The sequence below is a fragment of the Glutamicibacter sp. NPDC087661 genome (assembly GCF_044743275.1).
Lineage (GTDB): Bacteria > Actinomycetota > Actinomycetes > Actinomycetales > Micrococcaceae > Glutamicibacter.
Map to the genome: position 1 here is coordinate 155,514 of NZ_JBIUWE010000002.1, position 15,767 is coordinate 171,280.

General features: G+C 61.8%; 19 protein-coding genes. 13 read left to right on the forward strand and 6 right to left on the reverse strand.

The genetic code is table 11. The annotated features are described in order from the left end of the window. Positions 1-60 precede the first annotated feature (60 nt). Both ACIOTN_RS07545 and ACIOTN_RS07550 read left to right on the forward strand, forming a co-directional pair. On the forward strand, positions 61-780 hold the full coding sequence (locus tag ACIOTN_RS07545) for an AAA family ATPase (protein WP_402735066.1): 720 nt from the start codon (positions 61-63) through the stop codon (positions 778-780). Positions 781-864: 84 nt separating this feature from the next. Beyond that, positions 865-1,692 carry a PspA/IM30 family protein gene (locus ACIOTN_RS07550; protein ID WP_105656123.1) on the forward strand — a complete coding sequence of 276 codons (828 nt, stop codon included), beginning with the start codon at positions 865-867 and terminating at the stop codon, positions 1,690-1,692. An 86-nt stretch (positions 1,693-1,778) separates the two neighbouring features. Here ACIOTN_RS07550 and ACIOTN_RS07555 read toward each other — a convergent pair whose 3' ends face one another. From ACIOTN_RS07555 to ACIOTN_RS07565, 3 genes are read right to left on the reverse strand one after another with little or no spacing between them, the layout of a single operon-like run. Beyond that, complete coding sequence (locus ACIOTN_RS07555; RefSeq protein ID WP_332730855.1) at positions 1,779-2,642, reverse strand: hypothetical protein; 864 nt, start codon at positions 2,640-2,642, stop codon at positions 1,779-1,781. Continuing rightward, positions 2,639-3,328 (reverse strand): response regulator transcription factor, encoded by a 690-nt coding sequence (locus ACIOTN_RS07560; protein WP_332727922.1) that lies wholly within the window; start codon positions 3,326-3,328, stop codon positions 2,639-2,641. Before ACIOTN_RS07560 ends, ACIOTN_RS07555 begins: the two co-directional genes overlap by 4 nt. Next, positions 3,316-4,608 (reverse strand): histidine kinase, encoded by a 1,293-nt coding sequence (locus ACIOTN_RS07565; protein ID WP_105656126.1) that lies wholly within the window; start codon positions 4,606-4,608, stop codon positions 3,316-3,318. The genes ACIOTN_RS07560 and ACIOTN_RS07565 overlap by 13 nt, the downstream gene beginning before the upstream one ends. 125 nt (positions 4,609-4,733) lie before the next feature. Between ACIOTN_RS07565 and ACIOTN_RS07570 the strand changes: the two genes are divergently transcribed. Both ACIOTN_RS07570 and ACIOTN_RS07575 read left to right on the forward strand, forming a co-directional pair. Continuing rightward, positions 4,734-5,342 carry a GNAT family N-acetyltransferase gene (locus ACIOTN_RS07570; protein ID WP_402735067.1) on the forward strand — a complete coding sequence of 203 codons (609 nt, stop codon included), beginning with the start codon at positions 4,734-4,736 and terminating at the stop codon, positions 5,340-5,342. A gap of 71 nt (positions 5,343-5,413) precedes the next feature. After that, positions 5,414-6,253, forward strand: coding sequence for an SGNH/GDSL hydrolase family protein (locus tag ACIOTN_RS07575; RefSeq protein WP_332502693.1), 840 nt, complete (start codon positions 5,414-5,416; stop codon positions 6,251-6,253). Positions 6,254-6,257: 4 nt separating this feature from the next. Here the strand turns inward: ACIOTN_RS07575 and ACIOTN_RS07580 are convergent, their stop codons facing one another. Both ACIOTN_RS07580 and ACIOTN_RS07585 read right to left on the reverse strand, forming a co-directional pair. Continuing rightward, entirely contained in the window at positions 6,258-6,680 is a 423-nt protein-coding gene (locus tag ACIOTN_RS07580) for a VOC family protein (protein ID WP_105656139.1), read from the reverse strand. A 198-nt stretch (positions 6,681-6,878) separates the two neighbouring features. After that, a complete protein-coding gene (locus tag ACIOTN_RS07585; RefSeq protein ID WP_105656140.1) occupies positions 6,879-7,301 on the reverse strand; it encodes an acyl-CoA thioesterase in 423 nt (140 codons plus the stop codon). Between the two features lie 243 nt (positions 7,302-7,544). On the opposite strand from ACIOTN_RS07585, the gene glsA reads away from it, so the two are divergent. The 7 genes from glsA (at position 7,545) to ACIOTN_RS07620 (ending at position 13,019) form a co-directional block, all read left to right on the forward strand. Continuing rightward, positions 7,545-8,573, forward strand: a complete 1,029-nt coding sequence (gene glsA, locus ACIOTN_RS07590) for a glutaminase A (RefSeq protein ID WP_105656141.1) — start codon at positions 7,545-7,547, stop codon at positions 8,571-8,573. Between the two features lie 337 nt (positions 8,574-8,910). Beyond that, a complete protein-coding gene (locus ACIOTN_RS07595) occupies positions 8,911-9,465 on the forward strand; it encodes an alternate-type signal peptide domain-containing protein (protein WP_105656142.1) in 555 nt (184 codons plus the stop codon). 25 nt (positions 9,466-9,490) lie between these two features. Then, positions 9,491-10,066, forward strand: coding sequence for a hypothetical protein (locus ACIOTN_RS07600; protein WP_105662050.1), 576 nt, complete (start codon positions 9,491-9,493; stop codon positions 10,064-10,066). 68 nt (positions 10,067-10,134) lie between these two features. Next, positions 10,135-10,632 (forward strand): signal peptidase I, encoded by a 498-nt coding sequence (locus ACIOTN_RS07605; RefSeq protein ID WP_402735068.1) that lies wholly within the window; start codon positions 10,135-10,137, stop codon positions 10,630-10,632. Next, the gene (locus ACIOTN_RS07610) at positions 10,629-11,315 is read left to right on the forward strand and encodes a hypothetical protein (protein ID WP_105656145.1); all 687 of its coding nucleotides are present in this window, start codon (positions 10,629-10,631) and stop codon (positions 11,313-11,315) included. Before ACIOTN_RS07605 ends, ACIOTN_RS07610 begins: the two co-directional genes overlap by 4 nt. Beyond that, entirely contained in the window at positions 11,312-11,887 is a 576-nt protein-coding gene (locus tag ACIOTN_RS07615) for a hypothetical protein (RefSeq protein ID WP_105656146.1), read from the forward strand. The genes ACIOTN_RS07610 and ACIOTN_RS07615 overlap by 4 nt, the downstream gene beginning before the upstream one ends. 1 nt (position 11,888) lies before the next feature. Next, positions 11,889-13,019, forward strand: coding sequence for a signal peptidase I (locus tag ACIOTN_RS07620; RefSeq protein ID WP_105656147.1), 1,131 nt, complete (start codon positions 11,889-11,891; stop codon positions 13,017-13,019). Here ACIOTN_RS07620 and ACIOTN_RS07625 read toward each other — a convergent pair. Then, on the reverse strand, positions 13,016-13,621 hold the full coding sequence (locus ACIOTN_RS07625; protein ID WP_105656148.1) for a TetR/AcrR family transcriptional regulator: 606 nt from the start codon (positions 13,619-13,621) through the stop codon (positions 13,016-13,018). The two genes, ACIOTN_RS07620 and ACIOTN_RS07625, sit on opposite strands and share 4 nt — an antisense overlap. Before the next feature lie 140 nt (positions 13,622-13,761). Here ACIOTN_RS07625 and ACIOTN_RS07630 point away from each other — a divergent pair, with 140 nt between their 5' ends. After that, a complete protein-coding gene (locus ACIOTN_RS07630; protein WP_105656149.1) occupies positions 13,762-14,739 on the forward strand; it encodes a nitrilase-related carbon-nitrogen hydrolase in 978 nt (325 codons plus the stop codon). Further along, complete coding sequence (locus ACIOTN_RS07635; RefSeq protein WP_219844106.1) at positions 14,732-15,763, forward strand: agmatine/peptidylarginine deiminase; 1,032 nt, start codon at positions 14,732-14,734, stop codon at positions 15,761-15,763. The genes ACIOTN_RS07630 and ACIOTN_RS07635 overlap by 8 nt, the downstream gene beginning before the upstream one ends. Positions 15,764-15,767: the final 4 nt, after the last annotated feature.

Here is a 15,767-nt window from a genome sequence, read left to right on the forward strand (position 1 = left end):
AGGGGCCAAGCCTGCATAACTGCCGCCAAGCTGTCGCGCGCTGCTGGTAGCCTCGGGTGCATGAGCGCACTTTTCGACACGCTGCCGGTTCGCCGCGTCACCGAACATCCCAAGGCACCCATGGATCGTTCCGACTGGGCCGCCCAGATCCCGGCGGTGCAGCAACTGTTTGACGAGGGCCTTGAACTAGGCCAGCTGACTGTGCTGGTGGGGGAGAACGGCGCAGGAAAATCGACACTCGTCGAGGCGATTGCAGCGGCCTTTGGGCTGAATGCCGAGGGCGGAACCCGCAACAGCATGCACCAGACCCAACCAACCGAATCCGGGTTGTCCTCGCACCTGCAATTGGAACGCGGAGCCGGTGCGTCCAAGGCCGGCGTGTTCTTGCGCGCGGAAACCATGCACGGGCACTTCGCCTATCTGGGCTCCATCGGCTCGCGCGGAAAGCACAATTTCCAGAGCCATGGCGAATCCTTCGTCGAGTTCTTCACCGAGCGCTCGTATGTCAATGGGTTGTGGGTTTTCGACGAAGCCGAATCAGCGCTGTCCTTCAATGGCTGCCTCATGCTGCTCTCGCATATTGCAGATCTGCTGCGTTCCGGTTCCCAGGTAATTCTCTCCACCCACTCGCCAATTCTTGCTTCCTTGCCGGAGGCGCGAATCTATGAAATCGGGGAGTGGGGCATCCGCGAATCGGACTACGACGAGTTGGACATGGTGCGGAACTGGCGGCTTTTCCTGGATGCCCCGGGACGGTACCTGCGCCATTTCAATGACTAGATTGCCGACGCAGCGTGGTCTTCGGTTAGAGCGGCGCTGCTAATTCCCCTAAGCTTTAAGCAACGGAAGACGAAGGGACGCACTATGGCCAAGAAGCGCTCAATTTGGGCTCGAATGTTCGGTATCGGCAAGGCTAACGCCAACGCCGCTTTGGATGCTCTGGAGGATCCGAAGAAGATGCTGGACCAGTCGGTTCGCGAATACACCAACAACATTGCCCAGGCCGAGCAGGCGGTTGCCCAGACCATCGGCAACCTGCGCATGGCCGAGGACGACCACGCCAAGTTCCAGCAGGAAGCCAAGGACTGGGGCAACAAGGCGCTGGCCGCGTCGAACAAGGCTGACGAATATTCTGCAGCCGGTGACAGCACCAACCAGCAGAAGTTCAACCAGCTGGCCACGGTGGCCATCCAGCGCCAGATGGACGCCGAGAAGCGCGCCAAGAACCTGGGATCCACGATCACCACCCAGCGTGATGTCGTGGCCAAGCTGAAGACCGGTCTGAACACCATGCAGACCAAGCGCCAGGAACTGGTGGCCAAGCGCGATGAGCTGGTGGCCCGCGCGCGCAATGCCAAGACCCAGAACCAGATGATGGACACCCTCAAGGCCCTGGACATCAACGACCCGACCAGCGAGATCAGCCGCTTCGAGCAGCAGATCCGCCAGGACGAAGCCAAGGTCCGCGGTGCGCAGGAACTGGCGGCCTCTTCCCTGGATGCGCAGTTCGCGCAGCTGGAAGACCTCGGTGCCGAGACCGAAGTTGATGCGCGCTTGGCAGCCTTGAAGGCCAGCAACGCCCCACAGGACATCCTCGAGGAAGCCGACGGCGCAGCGCAGATCGAAGCCGGCGCACCGCAGGTTTCCGAGATCGAAGCACGCCTGGCTGCCTTGAAGAAGAACCAGGCCTAGGTCCTAGCCACAAGCGCCAAAGCGTCCCTTCCCGGATCACTACTGATCCGGGAAGGGACGCTTTGCCTTTTTCGTGGGAACCGGGTCTAGCGGCCAACCGATTCCTGGGCGGTGCCTGCTGGATGCAAGGTGGCACTGCCTGCGGAGACATCGATCGTGATCTTGTTAGGGGAGTTCGGATCGGTGGCGAGCAGGTTCTCGACGGATCCGGCGGCCGTATTCTGCCGCAGGTCGTAGGTGGCCTCGGGCAGTTCCAGCTCCAGCGAGCCGGCGCTGACACTGCCCTCGATGCTCTTGGGCGCCGTGCCCGAGAGTTCGCCAATGAGTTCGCCGGCCGAGATATCAAACCGGGCGCTTCGGACATTGTCCAGGCGCACCGTTGCTTCCCCTGCGCCCAAGTCGATATCGGCGGTGTGCGCGCTGCCGGTGAGGTTCAGCTCCCCGGCACCGACTTCAACCACCAGGTCCTTGTAGGCGCCGACTGCGTTGAAGGATCCGGCGGACAGCTCGAAGTCCGCATCCAGCGTTCCATTGTCCATGGATTGCGGAAGCACCAGCGTTGCCTCGTTGTCGTCGAATCCGCAGCCGAAGAAGCAGAAGTTGTCCCAGGCATTCGGGGCTTCGACGATGAGCCGATCGCGCTCCCGATGCAGCTTCCAGCTCGCGGCCTTGGCGCTTTTGACTTCAAGTGTTGCCTTGTCGGTGTCCGCAAAGACCAGATCGAAGCGTCCCGAGCTCGCCGAAACTTCCAAGGCGGTCACCCCGGAGACCTCTGCTTCGTGGACCGAATGCTCCCGGGAGACCGAAGCAAAGGCGCTGCGTGCCGTGGCGATGACCAAGGTGAGAATGACCAGCCCGCCGAGCACCGCGAGGATGATATTCAGCGGCTTGCCGTTGTTGGGTGGCGCCGGTGGGTTTGGCGGTAGCGGCATGGTTTGCGTGGTAGTCATGATCCTGTCCTGTCTGTGCGGTTGGTGCCCAGGGTTTCAATATGAGCCAGGGCTGCCAGCACGCGCCGGTTGCCCGTTCCGTCGGCTTCCAAGCCGAGTTTCTGGAAGATGGAAGTGATGTACTTTTCTACGCTGGCCTCCGAGAGGAAGAGCAGCGCGGCGATCGCCTGGTTGGATTTTCCTTCGGCCAGTGCGGCCAGGACTGTGCGTTCCCGGTCGGTCAGCTTCTGCATGCGGTCATCGTGATTGCGTCGAGTCAACAGCTGTGCCACCACTTCCTGGTCCAAGACGGTTCCACCACCTGCAATCTGCTCCAGCGAAGCAATGAACTCGCTGACATCCGCAACACGGTCCTTGAGCAGGTAGCCGATCGCTCCGGACTGGGTGGAAATCAGTTCCGAGGCGTAGCGCTCCTCGACGTACTGGGAGAGCACCAGCACCGGCAGATCCGGATACTTCTTGCGCAGTTCCAGCGCCGCACGGATGCCTTCATCCGTGTAGGTCGGCGGGAGACGGACATCAAGGATGCAGATCTGCGGGAAATCATCGGCGGACGAGTTGTCCAGGAAATCCATCAGCCCGCTGGTTTCGGGCAAATCCGCGACAACATGGTGGCCGCTGTGGGCCAGCAATCTGACCAGCCCTTCACGCAGCAGGACCGAATCCTCGCAAATCAGTACGCGCATGGCACGTTCACCTCCACTGCAGTTGGCCCGCCCTGGGGGCTGTCCAGGTTGAAGGTGCCGCCGGCGGCGAGCACCCGATTATTGATTCCATCCAGGCCTCCGCCGGGGGTGATGCGCGCCCCGCCGGTGCCGTTGTCCTCGATGCGGGCCCACAGGCTTTGCTGGCCCTCATGCTCCCGGACCCTCACGGTGATCTGGCAGCGCTGGGCCCGCGAATGCTTGGCAGCATTGGTCAGCGCCTCGGCAATGGCGAAGTACACCGCCGCTTCGGCCACGCGCGGATAGCGCCCATTGAGCTGGATATCCAGGCCCACCGGGATATGCGAGCGGCCTGCGATAGCCGAGAGTGCCGCATCCAGTCCGCGGTCATCGAGCACCGACGCGTAGATTCCGCGGGTGAGCTGGCGCAGTTCGGTAATCGCGGACTTGGTTGAAGCGTGGGCTTCGGCCACCAGTTCCTTGGCCTGGCGCGGATCGCTGTCGATCTGCTGGTGCGCAAGCCCCAAGGTCATGGCCACGGAGACCAGCCGGGGCTGGACCCCATCGTGCAGGTCGCGTTCGATGCGGGTGCGCTCCACCTCTGCGGCGCGCACCGCTCCTTCGCGCTGCACCGCGGTGGTGCGCACGCGTTCGACCAGTGCACTCTCGCGGGCAATAGAGCCGACGATTCCCACGGTGACCATCCGGTGCAAGAAAACCAAGCCGATAACCACTGCTATTCCCAGCAGCGCCGCCAGCACCAGCCAAGGTGCCTGGCTTACTGGAGTCTGGAAGCCCCACAGCCCGGGAACGGTTCCCAGCGGGTCGGCACTATCTGCCTGCAAGACCGGGGCGAAGGCAACGATGGACGAACGCACGGCCATTTGCAGGGCAGTGAGCATCAGCGAGCCGGCCAGGCAGGAGAAGAGCAAGCTTCCCAGCAGCGCCCACATGCGTCCGTTGGACACATTGCGTCCGAGCGAACGGACGTATTCGCCAAAGCCTTCACGGCGGCGTGGCCGCCAGGTCAGCGGAGCGACGTCCATGTCGTAGAGGTTGCTGATTCGAGTCAGCTCGAAGCGGGCCAGGCCGAAGAGCGCATAGACCAATCCGGCCAAGACGACCAGGCCCAAACCGAGGATCGGGGTCAGCGCGACGCCTACCGAGAGCCAGGCCAGCAGCAGCGAAAACAGGATCAGGCCGGCAGACCCGAACAATGCCATATGCAGCAGCGTCATGCCCAATCTCAGCGGGGGACGGGCAGGTGCGGTGCCCGGTAGAACCTTAGGTGTCGAAGTCATACCTCAACACTAGAGCGCGCAGGTCAGCGCCAACACCGAGGGAACCGGAGTTCTTCATTATGGAAAACCCGAAGAATTTGCCTCCCAGGGTGCCCTTTGGGCTTTTCGGAGCGCAGGATGGACAGATGGACACGAACCAGGATCCGCAGGCGGCAGGAACAGCGCCCATCGAGATCAGGCCGCTGGCCGAAGAACGCATGGACGACTTCGCGACTGTAGTGAATCCGAGCCGGAGGCAGAAGCATTGCTGGTGCTTGTCGCACCGGATCGGTGCCGTCGAGATCAGGGAACGAGGCGCAGGGGACCGGTTCGCCGCCATGCGCTCACTGAGCACCGAGCCGATTGCCCCGGGAGTGATCGCTTATCGCGCAGGGGAACCGGTGGGCTGGTGCAGCATCGCTCCGCGATCGAGGATCCCACTGCTGGAAAAGTCCAAGCTCATCAGGCCCGTGGATGATCTGGAGGCTTGGAGCATCACCTGCATGGTGGTGCGCAGCGGCTACCGCCGCCAGGGCGTGAATCGGGAAATGGTCCAAGGCGCAGTGCAGTATGCGCGGGACCTCGGGGCGCCAGCGGTCGAAGCCTACCCAGTGGATCCGGCAGGGCGGATGGACCTGACCATGGCCTTCGTCGGAACCAGGAAGATGTTCGAGCAGGCCGGGTTCGAGGTCGTCGGGGTCAGCGACGCCCAGGCCAGCAGGATGCCCCGGCTGATCATGCGCATGGTTTTCTGAACCGCCAGGGTTTACCAGAAATTCAACCGCAAGCTTCATGCTATGCACTTTCGGCTTCTAGCGTCGGTAGCATGGGACGGCTGTTTATGGCGATCGGGGATTCCTTTACCGAAGGTGTGGGGGACTGGGAACCCAGGCTGCCCAACGGTGTACGCGGATGGGCCGATCGCGTGGCCAAGCAGTTATCCAAAGCGGATCCCGAGTGGCAGTACGTGAACCTGGGAATACGCAGCCGACGGCTCCAGTCGATTATCGACGAGCAGATCCCCATAGCCCTGGAACTCAGGCCGGAGGTGATCACCTTTTATGCCGGCGGCAACGACATCCTGGAATTCCGCAAGGACATGAAGGAATTCCTTGCCCGATACTCGCAGGCTGTCGAAGCCCTGGTTTCCACGGGTGCCAAGGTCCTGCTGTTCACCGGGTTCGATATCCCCGTGCACCCGGTGCTCGCCCCGTTCAAGCGGCGCAACTGGCGCTTCAATGACCACGTGCGCCGGCTCGCTGAACGCTATCCGGACTCAGTAGTGCTCGTTGACTACTGGAATTGGGAGGCGTACCGGGATAAGCGCATGTGGGATATCGACAAGCTGCACATGAATCGTGCCGGCCATCGCTACATGGCCATCAGGATCCTGGAGATCCTCGGGTATCCGCACCAGCTGGTTTTCGATCCCTTTGGCGCCGCGGACCGGGTCGGATTCTGGCAGGCCACGCAGCGCGACGTGGAGTGGCTGAGGCAGTGGGTGCTGCCGATGTTCGGGCGGCGCATGCGCGGCATTACCCTGGGGGACCAGCTGCGTCCCCGCTGGCCGGAGCCGATGCATCCGGCCAAGGGGATGAAGAAGCAGTTCCGCAAGCGCCGCAAAGCAGAAGAGCTGCGGCACCTGCGGATTTCCGAGGTCAGCTAGTTGCCTAGCTGCCTGGGTTTTCCATTGCTTCTGGACTCATCCACGCGATTTCCCAGACGTGGCCATCCGGGTCCTGGACGGCTGCCTGGTACATGCCCGGGAATGGCTCATCTGCCGGGCGGTAGATGCTGCCGCCACCGGCCTCGGCCCGTGCGACGAAGTCGTCGACGCCTTCGCGGGTTTCTGCCGACAGGGCATTGAGGGTTTCGCGCAGGCCGCTTCCGAGCGCCGGCTTATCGCCGTTGACCAGGAAGCTTGCGAAGAACTCCTGGCGCAGCACCATCACGAGAATATTCTCGGCGATGATCCATGAGGTGGCATTTTCATCGGAGAACGTCGTGTTCTTGGTGAAGCCCATGGCCTCGTAGAACTTGTCGGCTCTGGCTAGATCAGCGGTCGGTAGGTTGACGAAAATCATCTGGCCCATGGGTTTCTCGCTTCTGCGTCGGGGGAATTCCTCAGTGCAAAAACAACTTTGCTGGACGCATGAACCGAGCGCAAGAGCTATGCGGGATTAACCTTGAAATGAAACAAGGCCCCGCTAGAGCACGCAGTTAAGCGCGGCCGTGCGGGGCCTTGAACCAAACCCTTGAATTCTTGAGGGCTTCGGGCATTCAAGCGGGGACTAGATCAGTGCCTTGGTGATTTCCAGCGGGATGCGATCGCGGGTGTAGGTGATGTGGTCGTAGCCGTGCGGTGCCGGCTTGCCGTCTTCGCCGATGTTCACGAAGACGATCTTCTCGATGGTCAGGATCGATTCCTGGGTGAAGATGTTGCGCACCTCTGCGCGCAGGGTGACCGAAGTCCGGCCGAAGTCGATAGCGGTCAGGCCCATCTCGATCAGGTCGCCTTCCTTTGCGGAGGCGATGAAGTTGATCTCGGACATGAACTTGGTGACAACGTGCTTGTTGCCCAGCTGGATGATCGAGTAGATCGCAGCTTCTTCGTCGATCCAGCGCAGCAGGCTGCCGCCGAACAGCGTGCCGTTTGCGTTCAAGTCTTCTGGGCGAACCCACTTGCGCGTATGAAAAGTAATACCCTTAGCCATACACAAAATGCTAAGTCAGATCGGGTGCATTGCGCTGTAAGGTGCTCCACAATGTAGGGGAAAACACATGCGATTCATGCATTGAATACCAAGTGGACGCGTGATTGGGGCGGGTGCCGGGAGAACTGGCCCAATGCTTCCTGTCTGCTCACGGCTGTTCCAAGATGCTAAGCGGCAATGCTGTTGATAAGGTCAAATCAAGCAGCATGAATCAACGGACCCAGGACTAAAAGGCAGGTGAAGATGACCTATCCTTCGGAAGGGAATAACGAAACTATTCCCACCGATTTCGACGACGTCGTTCAGCAAGTTTCTACCGGTGAGCTGGAACATGATCGCATCGATTCCCTGCTCAAGGAAGCCCATGAGCGATACGCGGATGCAGACGACGGGCTCCTTGCCCACTACATTCCGATCCTGGGCCAAGCGGACCCCAATCTCTTTGGCATCGCCATGTCCCACGTCGGCGGCTCTGTCCACATGGTTGGCGATTGCGATCATCTGTTCTCGATCCAGTCGATCTCCAAGATGTTCGTCTACGCGCTAGTGGTGCAAGAGCACGGGCGCGAGGTCGTTCGCGAACGCATCGGCGTGAACAATACGGGCATGTCTTTCAACTCTGTGATGGCCGTGGAATTGAACAACGGCTTGCCGATGAACCCCATGGTCAATGCCGGCGCCATCGCCACGACAGCAATGATGCCCGGCAAGACCGCTGCCAAGAAGTGGGAGAACGTCCGGGAAGGGCTATCCGCCTTTGCCGGCCGGGCGCTGAGCCTGGATGACGAGGTCTACCACTCAGAATCGCTGGCCAACGAGCGCAACAAGGCCTTGGGGCATTTGCTCAAGAGCTATGGGCGGCTGGAGAACGAACCTGCGGATGCCGTTGATGTGTACACCAAGCAGTGCTCGCTGAATATCAGCGCGCATGATCTTGCCGTCATGGGCGCGACGCTGGCCGATGGCGGAGTGAACCCGGTGACCGGAAAGCGCGTCGTCGATGCAGACGTTTGCCGCGATACCCTGGCGACCGTGGCCTCCAACGGCTTGTACGAGCGTTCTGGCGAGTGGCTATTCGAGATCGGGATCCCGGCGAAGTCCGGGGTTTCTGGCGGTATTGTCGCGGTAGCTCCGGGCAAGGGTGCCATCGGCGCGTTCTCGCCGCCCTTGGATATGGCCGGGAACTCGGTGCGCGCGCAGCTGGCCATCGGGCAGCTTTCGCGTGCCATGGGCCTGAATCTGTTTGCGTCGGCGCCAGATCGGGAAAGCTGATCCCGGGCGTTTCGCGCATTATCCAAAAGGCGGATTGATTCGCTAACTAGCTAAACTTTTATGGACAGGTGGATGGCCTTTGCCGTCCATCTTTCGCCATCTGGCGCCGGATCGTTTCGAGAGTTGAAATCCTCGCGCAAAGGAACTGGTCAGCTGCTGGTTAGCAAGAATTTTCGATGGCATGAGAATACGTTTTCACGGCGGTTGTCTTGTTTCCTTTAGCGGTGCAAGCCGGCGGCATTGTCATGTGACGTCCGGGGGTTGTAAAACCTACTAAACAAGCTTTACTTAAAGTGTGTGTCACTGGGGGCACCTAAACTTTGAGGATGCGTAATTCATGAAGAAAGTAACCAAGGCAACCATTGCTGCTGTTGCAGCCGGAGCGCTGTTGCTCGGCGGCGCTGGAACGATCGCGCGCTGGCAGGCGCAGCAGACTATTGACGCGGGCACCGTGGAAACCGGCCACCTGAACTTGACGACCAACGGGGAGGGCAACTGGCAGGACATCAGCAATCCGGAAGCGCCCGAGCCGTTCGACCCGGCAACCCAGCAGCTCGTTCCCGGCGACGTCGTTGCGTTCAGCCAGACCGCCACCATCGATGCCGAAGGCAAGAACATTGCTGGATCCCTGAGCGTCGACCAGGCGGCTACGGCGCTGGGAGCGTTGGAAGGATACGTGACCGTCGCTCTGCAGGTCGACGCATCGGCGCCGGGGATTACGGAGGAAGCTGACGGCACACTGAGCTTTGCCGATCCGGGCACCTATTCAGTTCCATTCCTGATCACCGTCACCTTTGCCGAAGGAGCGGTAGGGGACACCCCGCCGTCGACCTACGACCAGCCGCTGGATCTTGAAGCGCTGACGCTGACCTTGGACCAAGTCCGCGCTTAGTCATGGATCGTGGATTGGCTGGTGCATGCCCAAACCCTTGAAGTTCGCCATAGTCGCGGTTGTGCTCTTGCTGCTGGGTATCAGCGCGCAAGGCACGGCCGCAACTTGGCGCGCCGAAAGCACGGTGGATCCGCCAGCCTTGAAAACCGGTTCGCTGGCATTGCTGGCCGGTGGCGAAACCGAGCACCAGTTCGCGAAGCTGTCCGGCAGCGAGCTGATCCCCGGGGCGTTTACGCAAGCATCACTGGTGATCAGCAATGCTGGCACTGTGGACTTGACCTATCAGCTGGATGGGGCGGTCAATGCGACCGCTTCGCCGACTGCCGCTGATCGTGCCCTGTCCAGCGTTTTGCAACTGAGCATCTATTCCGGCATGGACCAAGCGGCCTGCGAAGCCGACCAGCCGTTGGCCGGGGAACGGCTGTATGCCGGGCCGCTGGGATCCACCGCCTCCTTCGCAGCTGCCAGGGTGCTGCGCGCCGCGCCGGCGATGGCGAATGAGGCCTTGTGCATTCGTGTTTCGGTTCCCTCCGGGGCACCTCAAACGGCTTCCGGCGGGAAAGTAGCGCTCAAGCTGGGGTTCGCGGGGCAGCAACGATGACAATTGGGAATCGCGTCCGGCGCAGGGAACAGCAGGAACGCACAGGGATCCGGTGGTGGTGCGGTCAGGTGCTTTCCTGGCTCGTGCTGTTCATCGTCCTTGCCCTGATTGCCGTCATGATCGTGGTTCCGAAATTGGGCGGGGCGACGGCGTATACCGTGCTCACCGGATCCATGCGGCCGCATTTGCCGCCCGGTACTTTGGTGGTGGTGAAGCCGATTGACCCACAGCACCTTCGCATTGGCGAGGTTGCCACCTACCAGCTGGAATCAGGTGAGCCTGAAGTCGTTACGCACCGTGTTTCCGCTATCGGCGCGAGCCTGGGCGGGGAAGAACAATTCATTTTCCGCGGGGATGCAAACAATGCCGATGACGAGCCGGTGCAACCCGAACAGATCCGGGGCAAGCTCTGGTATTCCGTCCCGCTCCTGGGATACGTGAACAGCGCTCTGTCACTCCAGCAGAGAACGTGGCTGACCTGGATCGCAACGAGCGGATTGATCGTGTATTCGCTGGTGATGTTCGGCGGGGCATGGCGTGAACGGCAGGGGAAAGGGCATCGATGAAGCTCCGTTTTCTTGCAGCCCGCGCGGCCATGACGGCCGTGATTCCCTGCGCGGCACTCGGCCTGGCACTGCCCGCATCAGCCGCGGAAACTGACCAGGGCCTAAGCTACAGCTTGGACGGCCGGGTCTATTCCGATGCCCCACCGCAGGTATTTGGAGGAGCCCCGGTCTTGGCGCCGGGCGTTGAATCCACAGGATCCTTGTGGATTCGCAATGACCGGGAGTCGGATATCGAAGTCCGCATCCGGACGATCGAGCCCGCTGCGTCAACCAGGATCTATTTCGAAACAGCCGGAGCCACGGTAGTCCGGTTGGAACCGGACAAAGCCGCGGAATTCGGACTGAGGGTCGGACTGCCCTGGTCGGCGAAAAATGAGTCGGAGGACCAGCAGGTGCCTTCGTTGCAGGTGCGCATCGACGCCGTCGAATTAGCAGGCGGAGATGGGCAAGCTCCGGATTCTTCGCGGCCGCCTGACGAAGGGTATTCGCCCGACAGTGATGCGCCGAGGGAAGAGCTGCCCCAATCGGATCCTCCCGAGCGGCATGATGGGCTCGGAGATACCGGGTTCCGCGGTGCGGCGCTGCTTGCGGCGGCAGGCATCGCGGGTATCGGGGGATTATCGTTGCTTGCTGCGCAACGAAGGAAACAAAAGGAACTTGAAACGGACGGAGTGGAAGAATGAGCGACCGTTCAATGCGCATCAAGGCAATTCTGTCCTTGGGCGTCCTCGTAGGATTCGGCACCGTCTCGACGCTGGCCTCATGGACCGGACAAGCGACAGCTACCTCGAACGTCAGCACGGCCACCGTTGCCCTGGGAGTTGGAGCTACTGCGACCAGCGCAACCTCGGCCAGCTACCAGATGCCCATCAGCGGCAATAACCTGTTTCCGGGCTCGACATCGGCATCCGTCGTGACAGTGAAGAACACCGGTTCCATCTCGGCGCCCTATGTTTTCGGCGGAAGAATCACCGAATCGGGCAACGCTGCGCTGGGGGCGGCACTCAATATCGTTGTAAAAACAGGCGCCACGGTCAGCGGCACCGGCTCCAGCGTTACTTGCTCGGGCGGAACCACGCTGCTGTCGAAGAACGCTGGATCCCAGTTCGGCAGTGCCTCGGCCGCCAGGCCCTTGGCCGCCGGCAGCAGCGAAACCCTGTGCGTGCAGTACTCGCTGCCAGTAACCGCGGCCAATACCCTGCAGGGCGCCACGACGGCAATCACCCTGGACTTCACCTCGACGGTGGGTTCATGAGATGAAGTTGAATCGAACTGGACCCCGCACAGGATCTTCGCTGACGCTGTTCCAGCGCCTCGTGCTGAACGCCTGCGCCGCGGCCGGGACCCTGTGCCTGGTCATGGCGGTGCTGGCGTTGGCTTTCGGGATCAAGCCCCTGGTTTTCGCCTCGGGATCAATGGGACCGGGCATCCCCACCGGTTCCCTGGGGCTGGCTGTTCCGACCGCGGTAGAGGACGTCGCCGTGGGCGACGTGGTTTCGGTGGTGATCAGTGACGAAGTGCGGGTGACGCACCGGGTTGTCGAAAAGACGGACGCGGGGCTGGTCCTCAAGGGTGATGCCAATCCCGTCGCGGACCTGCAACCGTATGCGGTGGACAGCGTCGACAAACTGCTGGCCAGTGTACCGGTCCTGGGCTACGTCGTATCGTGGCTGTCCCAGCCATGGGCCTATTTTCTCGGCGGACTGCTGTGCGCCTACCTGCTCTATGTCGCGTTCATCAAGAGGGATGGTGGAAGCGGCCGACTTTCATCCGGGCAGGGCATGAATGAGGCCGAAATGGACCCAGGCCCTTTTGCTGGTCGCGAGCATCAAGCCACTGAATTTCGGGTATCCGGAGCTAGTCGGGAATCCATGTCGCAACGATCTCGGCGACGGACCCTGATTCAGATGGCTGGCATGTTTTCAATGCTCACGTTGTGCCTTTTGCCGATTCAAATCGAACAAACCCAGGCAGCTTTCTCCAGCCAAGCGGCGGCTTCCGCCACGGCTACTGCGCTCACGGCTCTGCCCCCAGCCAACGCTAAATGCACAGGCAATGTCGGGGACCAGCAAACCATCCGATTCGATTGGTCAGTTTCCGGACCAGAACCAACGTCCTATACCATCACCGGACAACTCAATGGCAGCTCGACGGTAAAGACAGAGTCGCTTGCTGGCAACACGCGAAGCTACACGACATCCCTGTCTTCGAGCCAGGGTCTACTGGGTGCCCTGCTGGATTTGCTCGTAGGCTTCGACAGAAAATTCACGGTGGCGATCAGGGCGAATTACGGATCATGGAGTTCAGCCCCGGTGAGCTTTACTCAAATTCATGGCAGCGCTGGACTTCTGGGCAGCAACAAGCGTTTAACCTGCCAACCGCACTAGCCTGGCAGCGAATATAGACCATTGATAATCAGATCAAGGCCCACCGCAAAGGTCTTTGACGCCCGGTCCTCGTCGCCCAGGGCAGTGGCCAGTGTCTCGCTGAAAGCGCGTGTCGACTCTCCGTCGATTTCCCATACATTCTCAGGTGCCGCCGCATCCAAGGCGGATCCGAGCACAAAGGAGTCGACGATCGTGATGGCCTGCAGCCGCCGCTTCGGTTCGAACCCGGCCATAGCGAAGGCCTCGGCCAGTGCATCGTAGACGCGCAGCGTGGTGCTGTCGCGGACTGTGTGGCTGGTGAGCAGCGGGATCAGCCGTGGGTGCCTTGAATACGACTCCCAGTAGGACGTGGCAATTTGCTGTACGATCTCCTGCCAGTCGCTGGAAACGCTATCTGGCAGGCTGATCGCCGACATGGCCCGGCCTCTCATTAGCTCGATGATCTCATCCTTGCCGGACACGTGGTTGTACAGGGACGAAGCGGAGACCGAGAGGGCCTTGGCCAATTGCGGAAGCGTGAACTCGCCATGGGCGTCGACGAGCTTGAGTGCGGCATCGGCGATCGCGGCGGTGCTGAGCTTCGGCTTGGAAGGCCTGGCCATGAATTCTCCCGTTGTTGAAGGTTCTGGGTAGAGCTTACACAAATAAACGAAAGTCATTCGTTAAATCTCTTGCGCCGAGGCCGTCGCTGGACCTAATCTGTAAACGAATACCATTCGTTTAATATCTGAAGGGGAGCCCAATGCAAGAGATCCTGGCCCTTGAACCACCCGTTTCCCCAGCGCGTGCCGAAGCCAAGTCGCGCGGCGAGATCACCATTGCGCTGGTGCAGCACCGCTGGCGTGAAGACCCGCGGGAACTGCGCGGGGAACTGGAGGACGGCATTGCCCGCGCGGCCAAGCATAGCGCGCGCATCGTCTTCCTCCCGGAATTGACCCTGGGCAAATATCCGGCCTTCGAGATCCCGGACGCCGACGCCGCGGACGAGACCGCCGAGGATCTGGAGAACGGGCCGACCGTGGCCTTCGCCCGCGAGATGGCCGCGAAGTACAACCTGCACGTGCACATCTCGCTGTTCCGCAAGGCTCCGGCCGCCGACGGGTTGGGACTGAACACCGCAGTGGTTCTTTCCCCGCAGGGCCGGATCGTCGCGCTGACCAACAAGCTGCATATTCCGCGGACCGCAGGCTACTACGAGGACAAATACTTCCGCGAAGGGCCCAATGACGAGCCCTATCCGGTGCACCGCATCGCGGCGCTCGGGGACCTGGCCATGGGCCTGCCCACCTGCTGGGATGAATGGTTCAGCGAGCCGCCGCGCATCTATTCGCTGGCCGGAGCGGACCTGCTGGCCTATCCCACCGCAATCGGTTCCGAGCCGGACCACCCGGACTTCGACACCGAGCCGCTGTGGCGCCAGACCATCATCGGCAACGGCATTGCCAACGGGCTGTTCATGGTTGTCCCCAACCGGTGGGGCGACGAGGGAGCACTGGACTTCTACGGTTCGTCATTCATCTCGGACCCCTACGGCCGCATCCTGGCCCGCGCCCCGCGCGATGCCTCAGCGGTGCTCGTGGCCACCTTGGACCTGGACGCCCGGCGTGACTGGCTGGAGCTCTTCCCCTTCCTGCGCACCCGCCGTCCCGATACCTACGCGGCGCTGGCGGCGCCGCGCGAAGACGCCCAGCTGGGAGAACGGACGCAGACCCATGCCTGAGTTGCGCATGCCGGCAGAAACCGAAGCCCATGAGCGCATCTTCATGGCATTTCCCTCCGGCGGCTACACGCTGGGAGAAACCGAAGCGCAGGCCGAAGCGGCCCGCGCCGCCTGGAGCGCCGTGGCCCGGGCGGTCAGCGCTTTCACCCCGGTCACGATGGTGGTGGACCCGGCCAGCGAAGCCGCAGCCCGGCGCCATCTGGGTGATGCGGTCAGCTACTGCCTGCACCCGCTGGACGATGCCTGGATGCGTGATTCCGGCCCGAGCTTCGTGCGCACCGCACAGGGCCAGCTCAAGGCGGTGAACTGGAATTTCAACGGCTGGGGCGCGCAGAGCTGGGCGTCCTGGGACAAGGACCGACTGGTGGCGGGCCATGTCGCGCGCCTTGCTGGCGCAGAGGAGATTCGGGCGTCGATCACCAACGAGGGCGGCGGGATCCACGTGGACGGCGAGGGCACGGTACTGGCCACGCGCAGCGTCCAGCTGGATCCGGGCCGCAACCCGGGCAAGACCGAGAAGGACATAGAGGACGAGTTCGCCCGGCTGCTCGGAACCCGGAAGACCATTTGGCTCGATCGCGGGCTGAGCCGCGACAACGAGGAATTCGGCACGCGCGGCCACGTGGACATCGTCGCCTGCTTCGCCCGGCCCGGCGTGGTGCTCTACCACGACCAGCAGGATCCGCGGCACCCGGACTACGCGATTTCGCAGGCGGTGCGCGAACGGCTGGAGCAATCAACCGACGCGCAGGGACGGGCGCTGGAGCTCATTGCCGTTCCGGCGCCGACGGTGCTGCGCGATGCCGAGGACTGGGTGGACTATTCCTATATCAACCACCTGGTGACCAACGGCGGGGTCATCGCCTGCAGCTTCGATGATCCCAACGACCACCAGGCCGCGAGCATCCTGGAGGCGGCCTATCCCGGACGGGAAGTGGCCAGCGTGGATGCGCGCGAGCTGTTCGCCCGCGGCGGCGGCATCCACTGCATCACCCAGCAGCTGCCCGCCACCGAACGGGAATAGGCCC

Bases quoted from the DNA above. Each gene is read 5' to 3' on its own strand.
- ACIOTN_RS07545 (WP_402735066.1), top strand. From the start codon at position 61: ATGAGCGCACTTTTCGACACGCTGCCGGTTCGCCGCGTCACCGAACAT.
- ACIOTN_RS07550 (WP_105656123.1), top strand. From the start codon at position 865: ATGGCCAAGAAGCGCTCAATTTGGGCTCGAATGTTCGGTATCGGCAAG.
- ACIOTN_RS07555 (WP_332730855.1), bottom strand. From the start codon at position 2,642: ATGACTACCACGCAAACCATGCCGCTACCGCCAAACCCACCGGCGCCA.
- ACIOTN_RS07560 (WP_332727922.1), bottom strand. From the start codon at position 3,328: ATGCGCGTACTGATTTGCGAGGATTCGGTCCTGCTGCGTGAAGGGCTG.
- ACIOTN_RS07565 (WP_105656126.1), bottom strand. From the start codon at position 4,608: ATGACTTCGACACCTAAGGTTCTACCGGGCACCGCACCTGCCCGTCCC.
- ACIOTN_RS07570 (WP_402735067.1), top strand. From the start codon at position 4,734: ATGGACACGAACCAGGATCCGCAGGCGGCAGGAACAGCGCCCATCGAG.
- ACIOTN_RS07575 (WP_332502693.1), top strand. From the start codon at position 5,414: ATGGGACGGCTGTTTATGGCGATCGGGGATTCCTTTACCGAAGGTGTG.
- ACIOTN_RS07580 (WP_105656139.1), bottom strand. From the start codon at position 6,680: ATGGGCCAGATGATTTTCGTCAACCTACCGACCGCTGATCTAGCCAGA.
- ACIOTN_RS07585 (WP_105656140.1), bottom strand. From the start codon at position 7,301: ATGGCTAAGGGTATTACTTTTCATACGCGCAAGTGGGTTCGCCCAGAA.
- glsA (WP_105656141.1), top strand. From the start codon at position 7,545: ATGACCTATCCTTCGGAAGGGAATAACGAAACTATTCCCACCGATTTC.
- ACIOTN_RS07595 (WP_105656142.1), top strand. From the start codon at position 8,911: ATGAAGAAAGTAACCAAGGCAACCATTGCTGCTGTTGCAGCCGGAGCG.
- ACIOTN_RS07600 (WP_105662050.1), top strand. From the start codon at position 9,491: ATGCCCAAACCCTTGAAGTTCGCCATAGTCGCGGTTGTGCTCTTGCTG.
- ACIOTN_RS07610 (WP_105656145.1), top strand. From the start codon at position 10,629: ATGAAGCTCCGTTTTCTTGCAGCCCGCGCGGCCATGACGGCCGTGATT.
- ACIOTN_RS07615 (WP_105656146.1), top strand. From the start codon at position 11,312: ATGAGCGACCGTTCAATGCGCATCAAGGCAATTCTGTCCTTGGGCGTC.
- ACIOTN_RS07620 (WP_105656147.1), top strand. From the start codon at position 11,889: ATGAAGTTGAATCGAACTGGACCCCGCACAGGATCTTCGCTGACGCTG.
- ACIOTN_RS07625 (WP_105656148.1), bottom strand. From the start codon at position 13,621: ATGGCCAGGCCTTCCAAGCCGAAGCTCAGCACCGCCGCGATCGCCGAT.
- ACIOTN_RS07630 (WP_105656149.1), top strand. From the start codon at position 13,762: ATGCAAGAGATCCTGGCCCTTGAACCACCCGTTTCCCCAGCGCGTGCC.
- ACIOTN_RS07635 (WP_219844106.1), top strand. From the start codon at position 14,732: ATGCCTGAGTTGCGCATGCCGGCAGAAACCGAAGCCCATGAGCGCATC.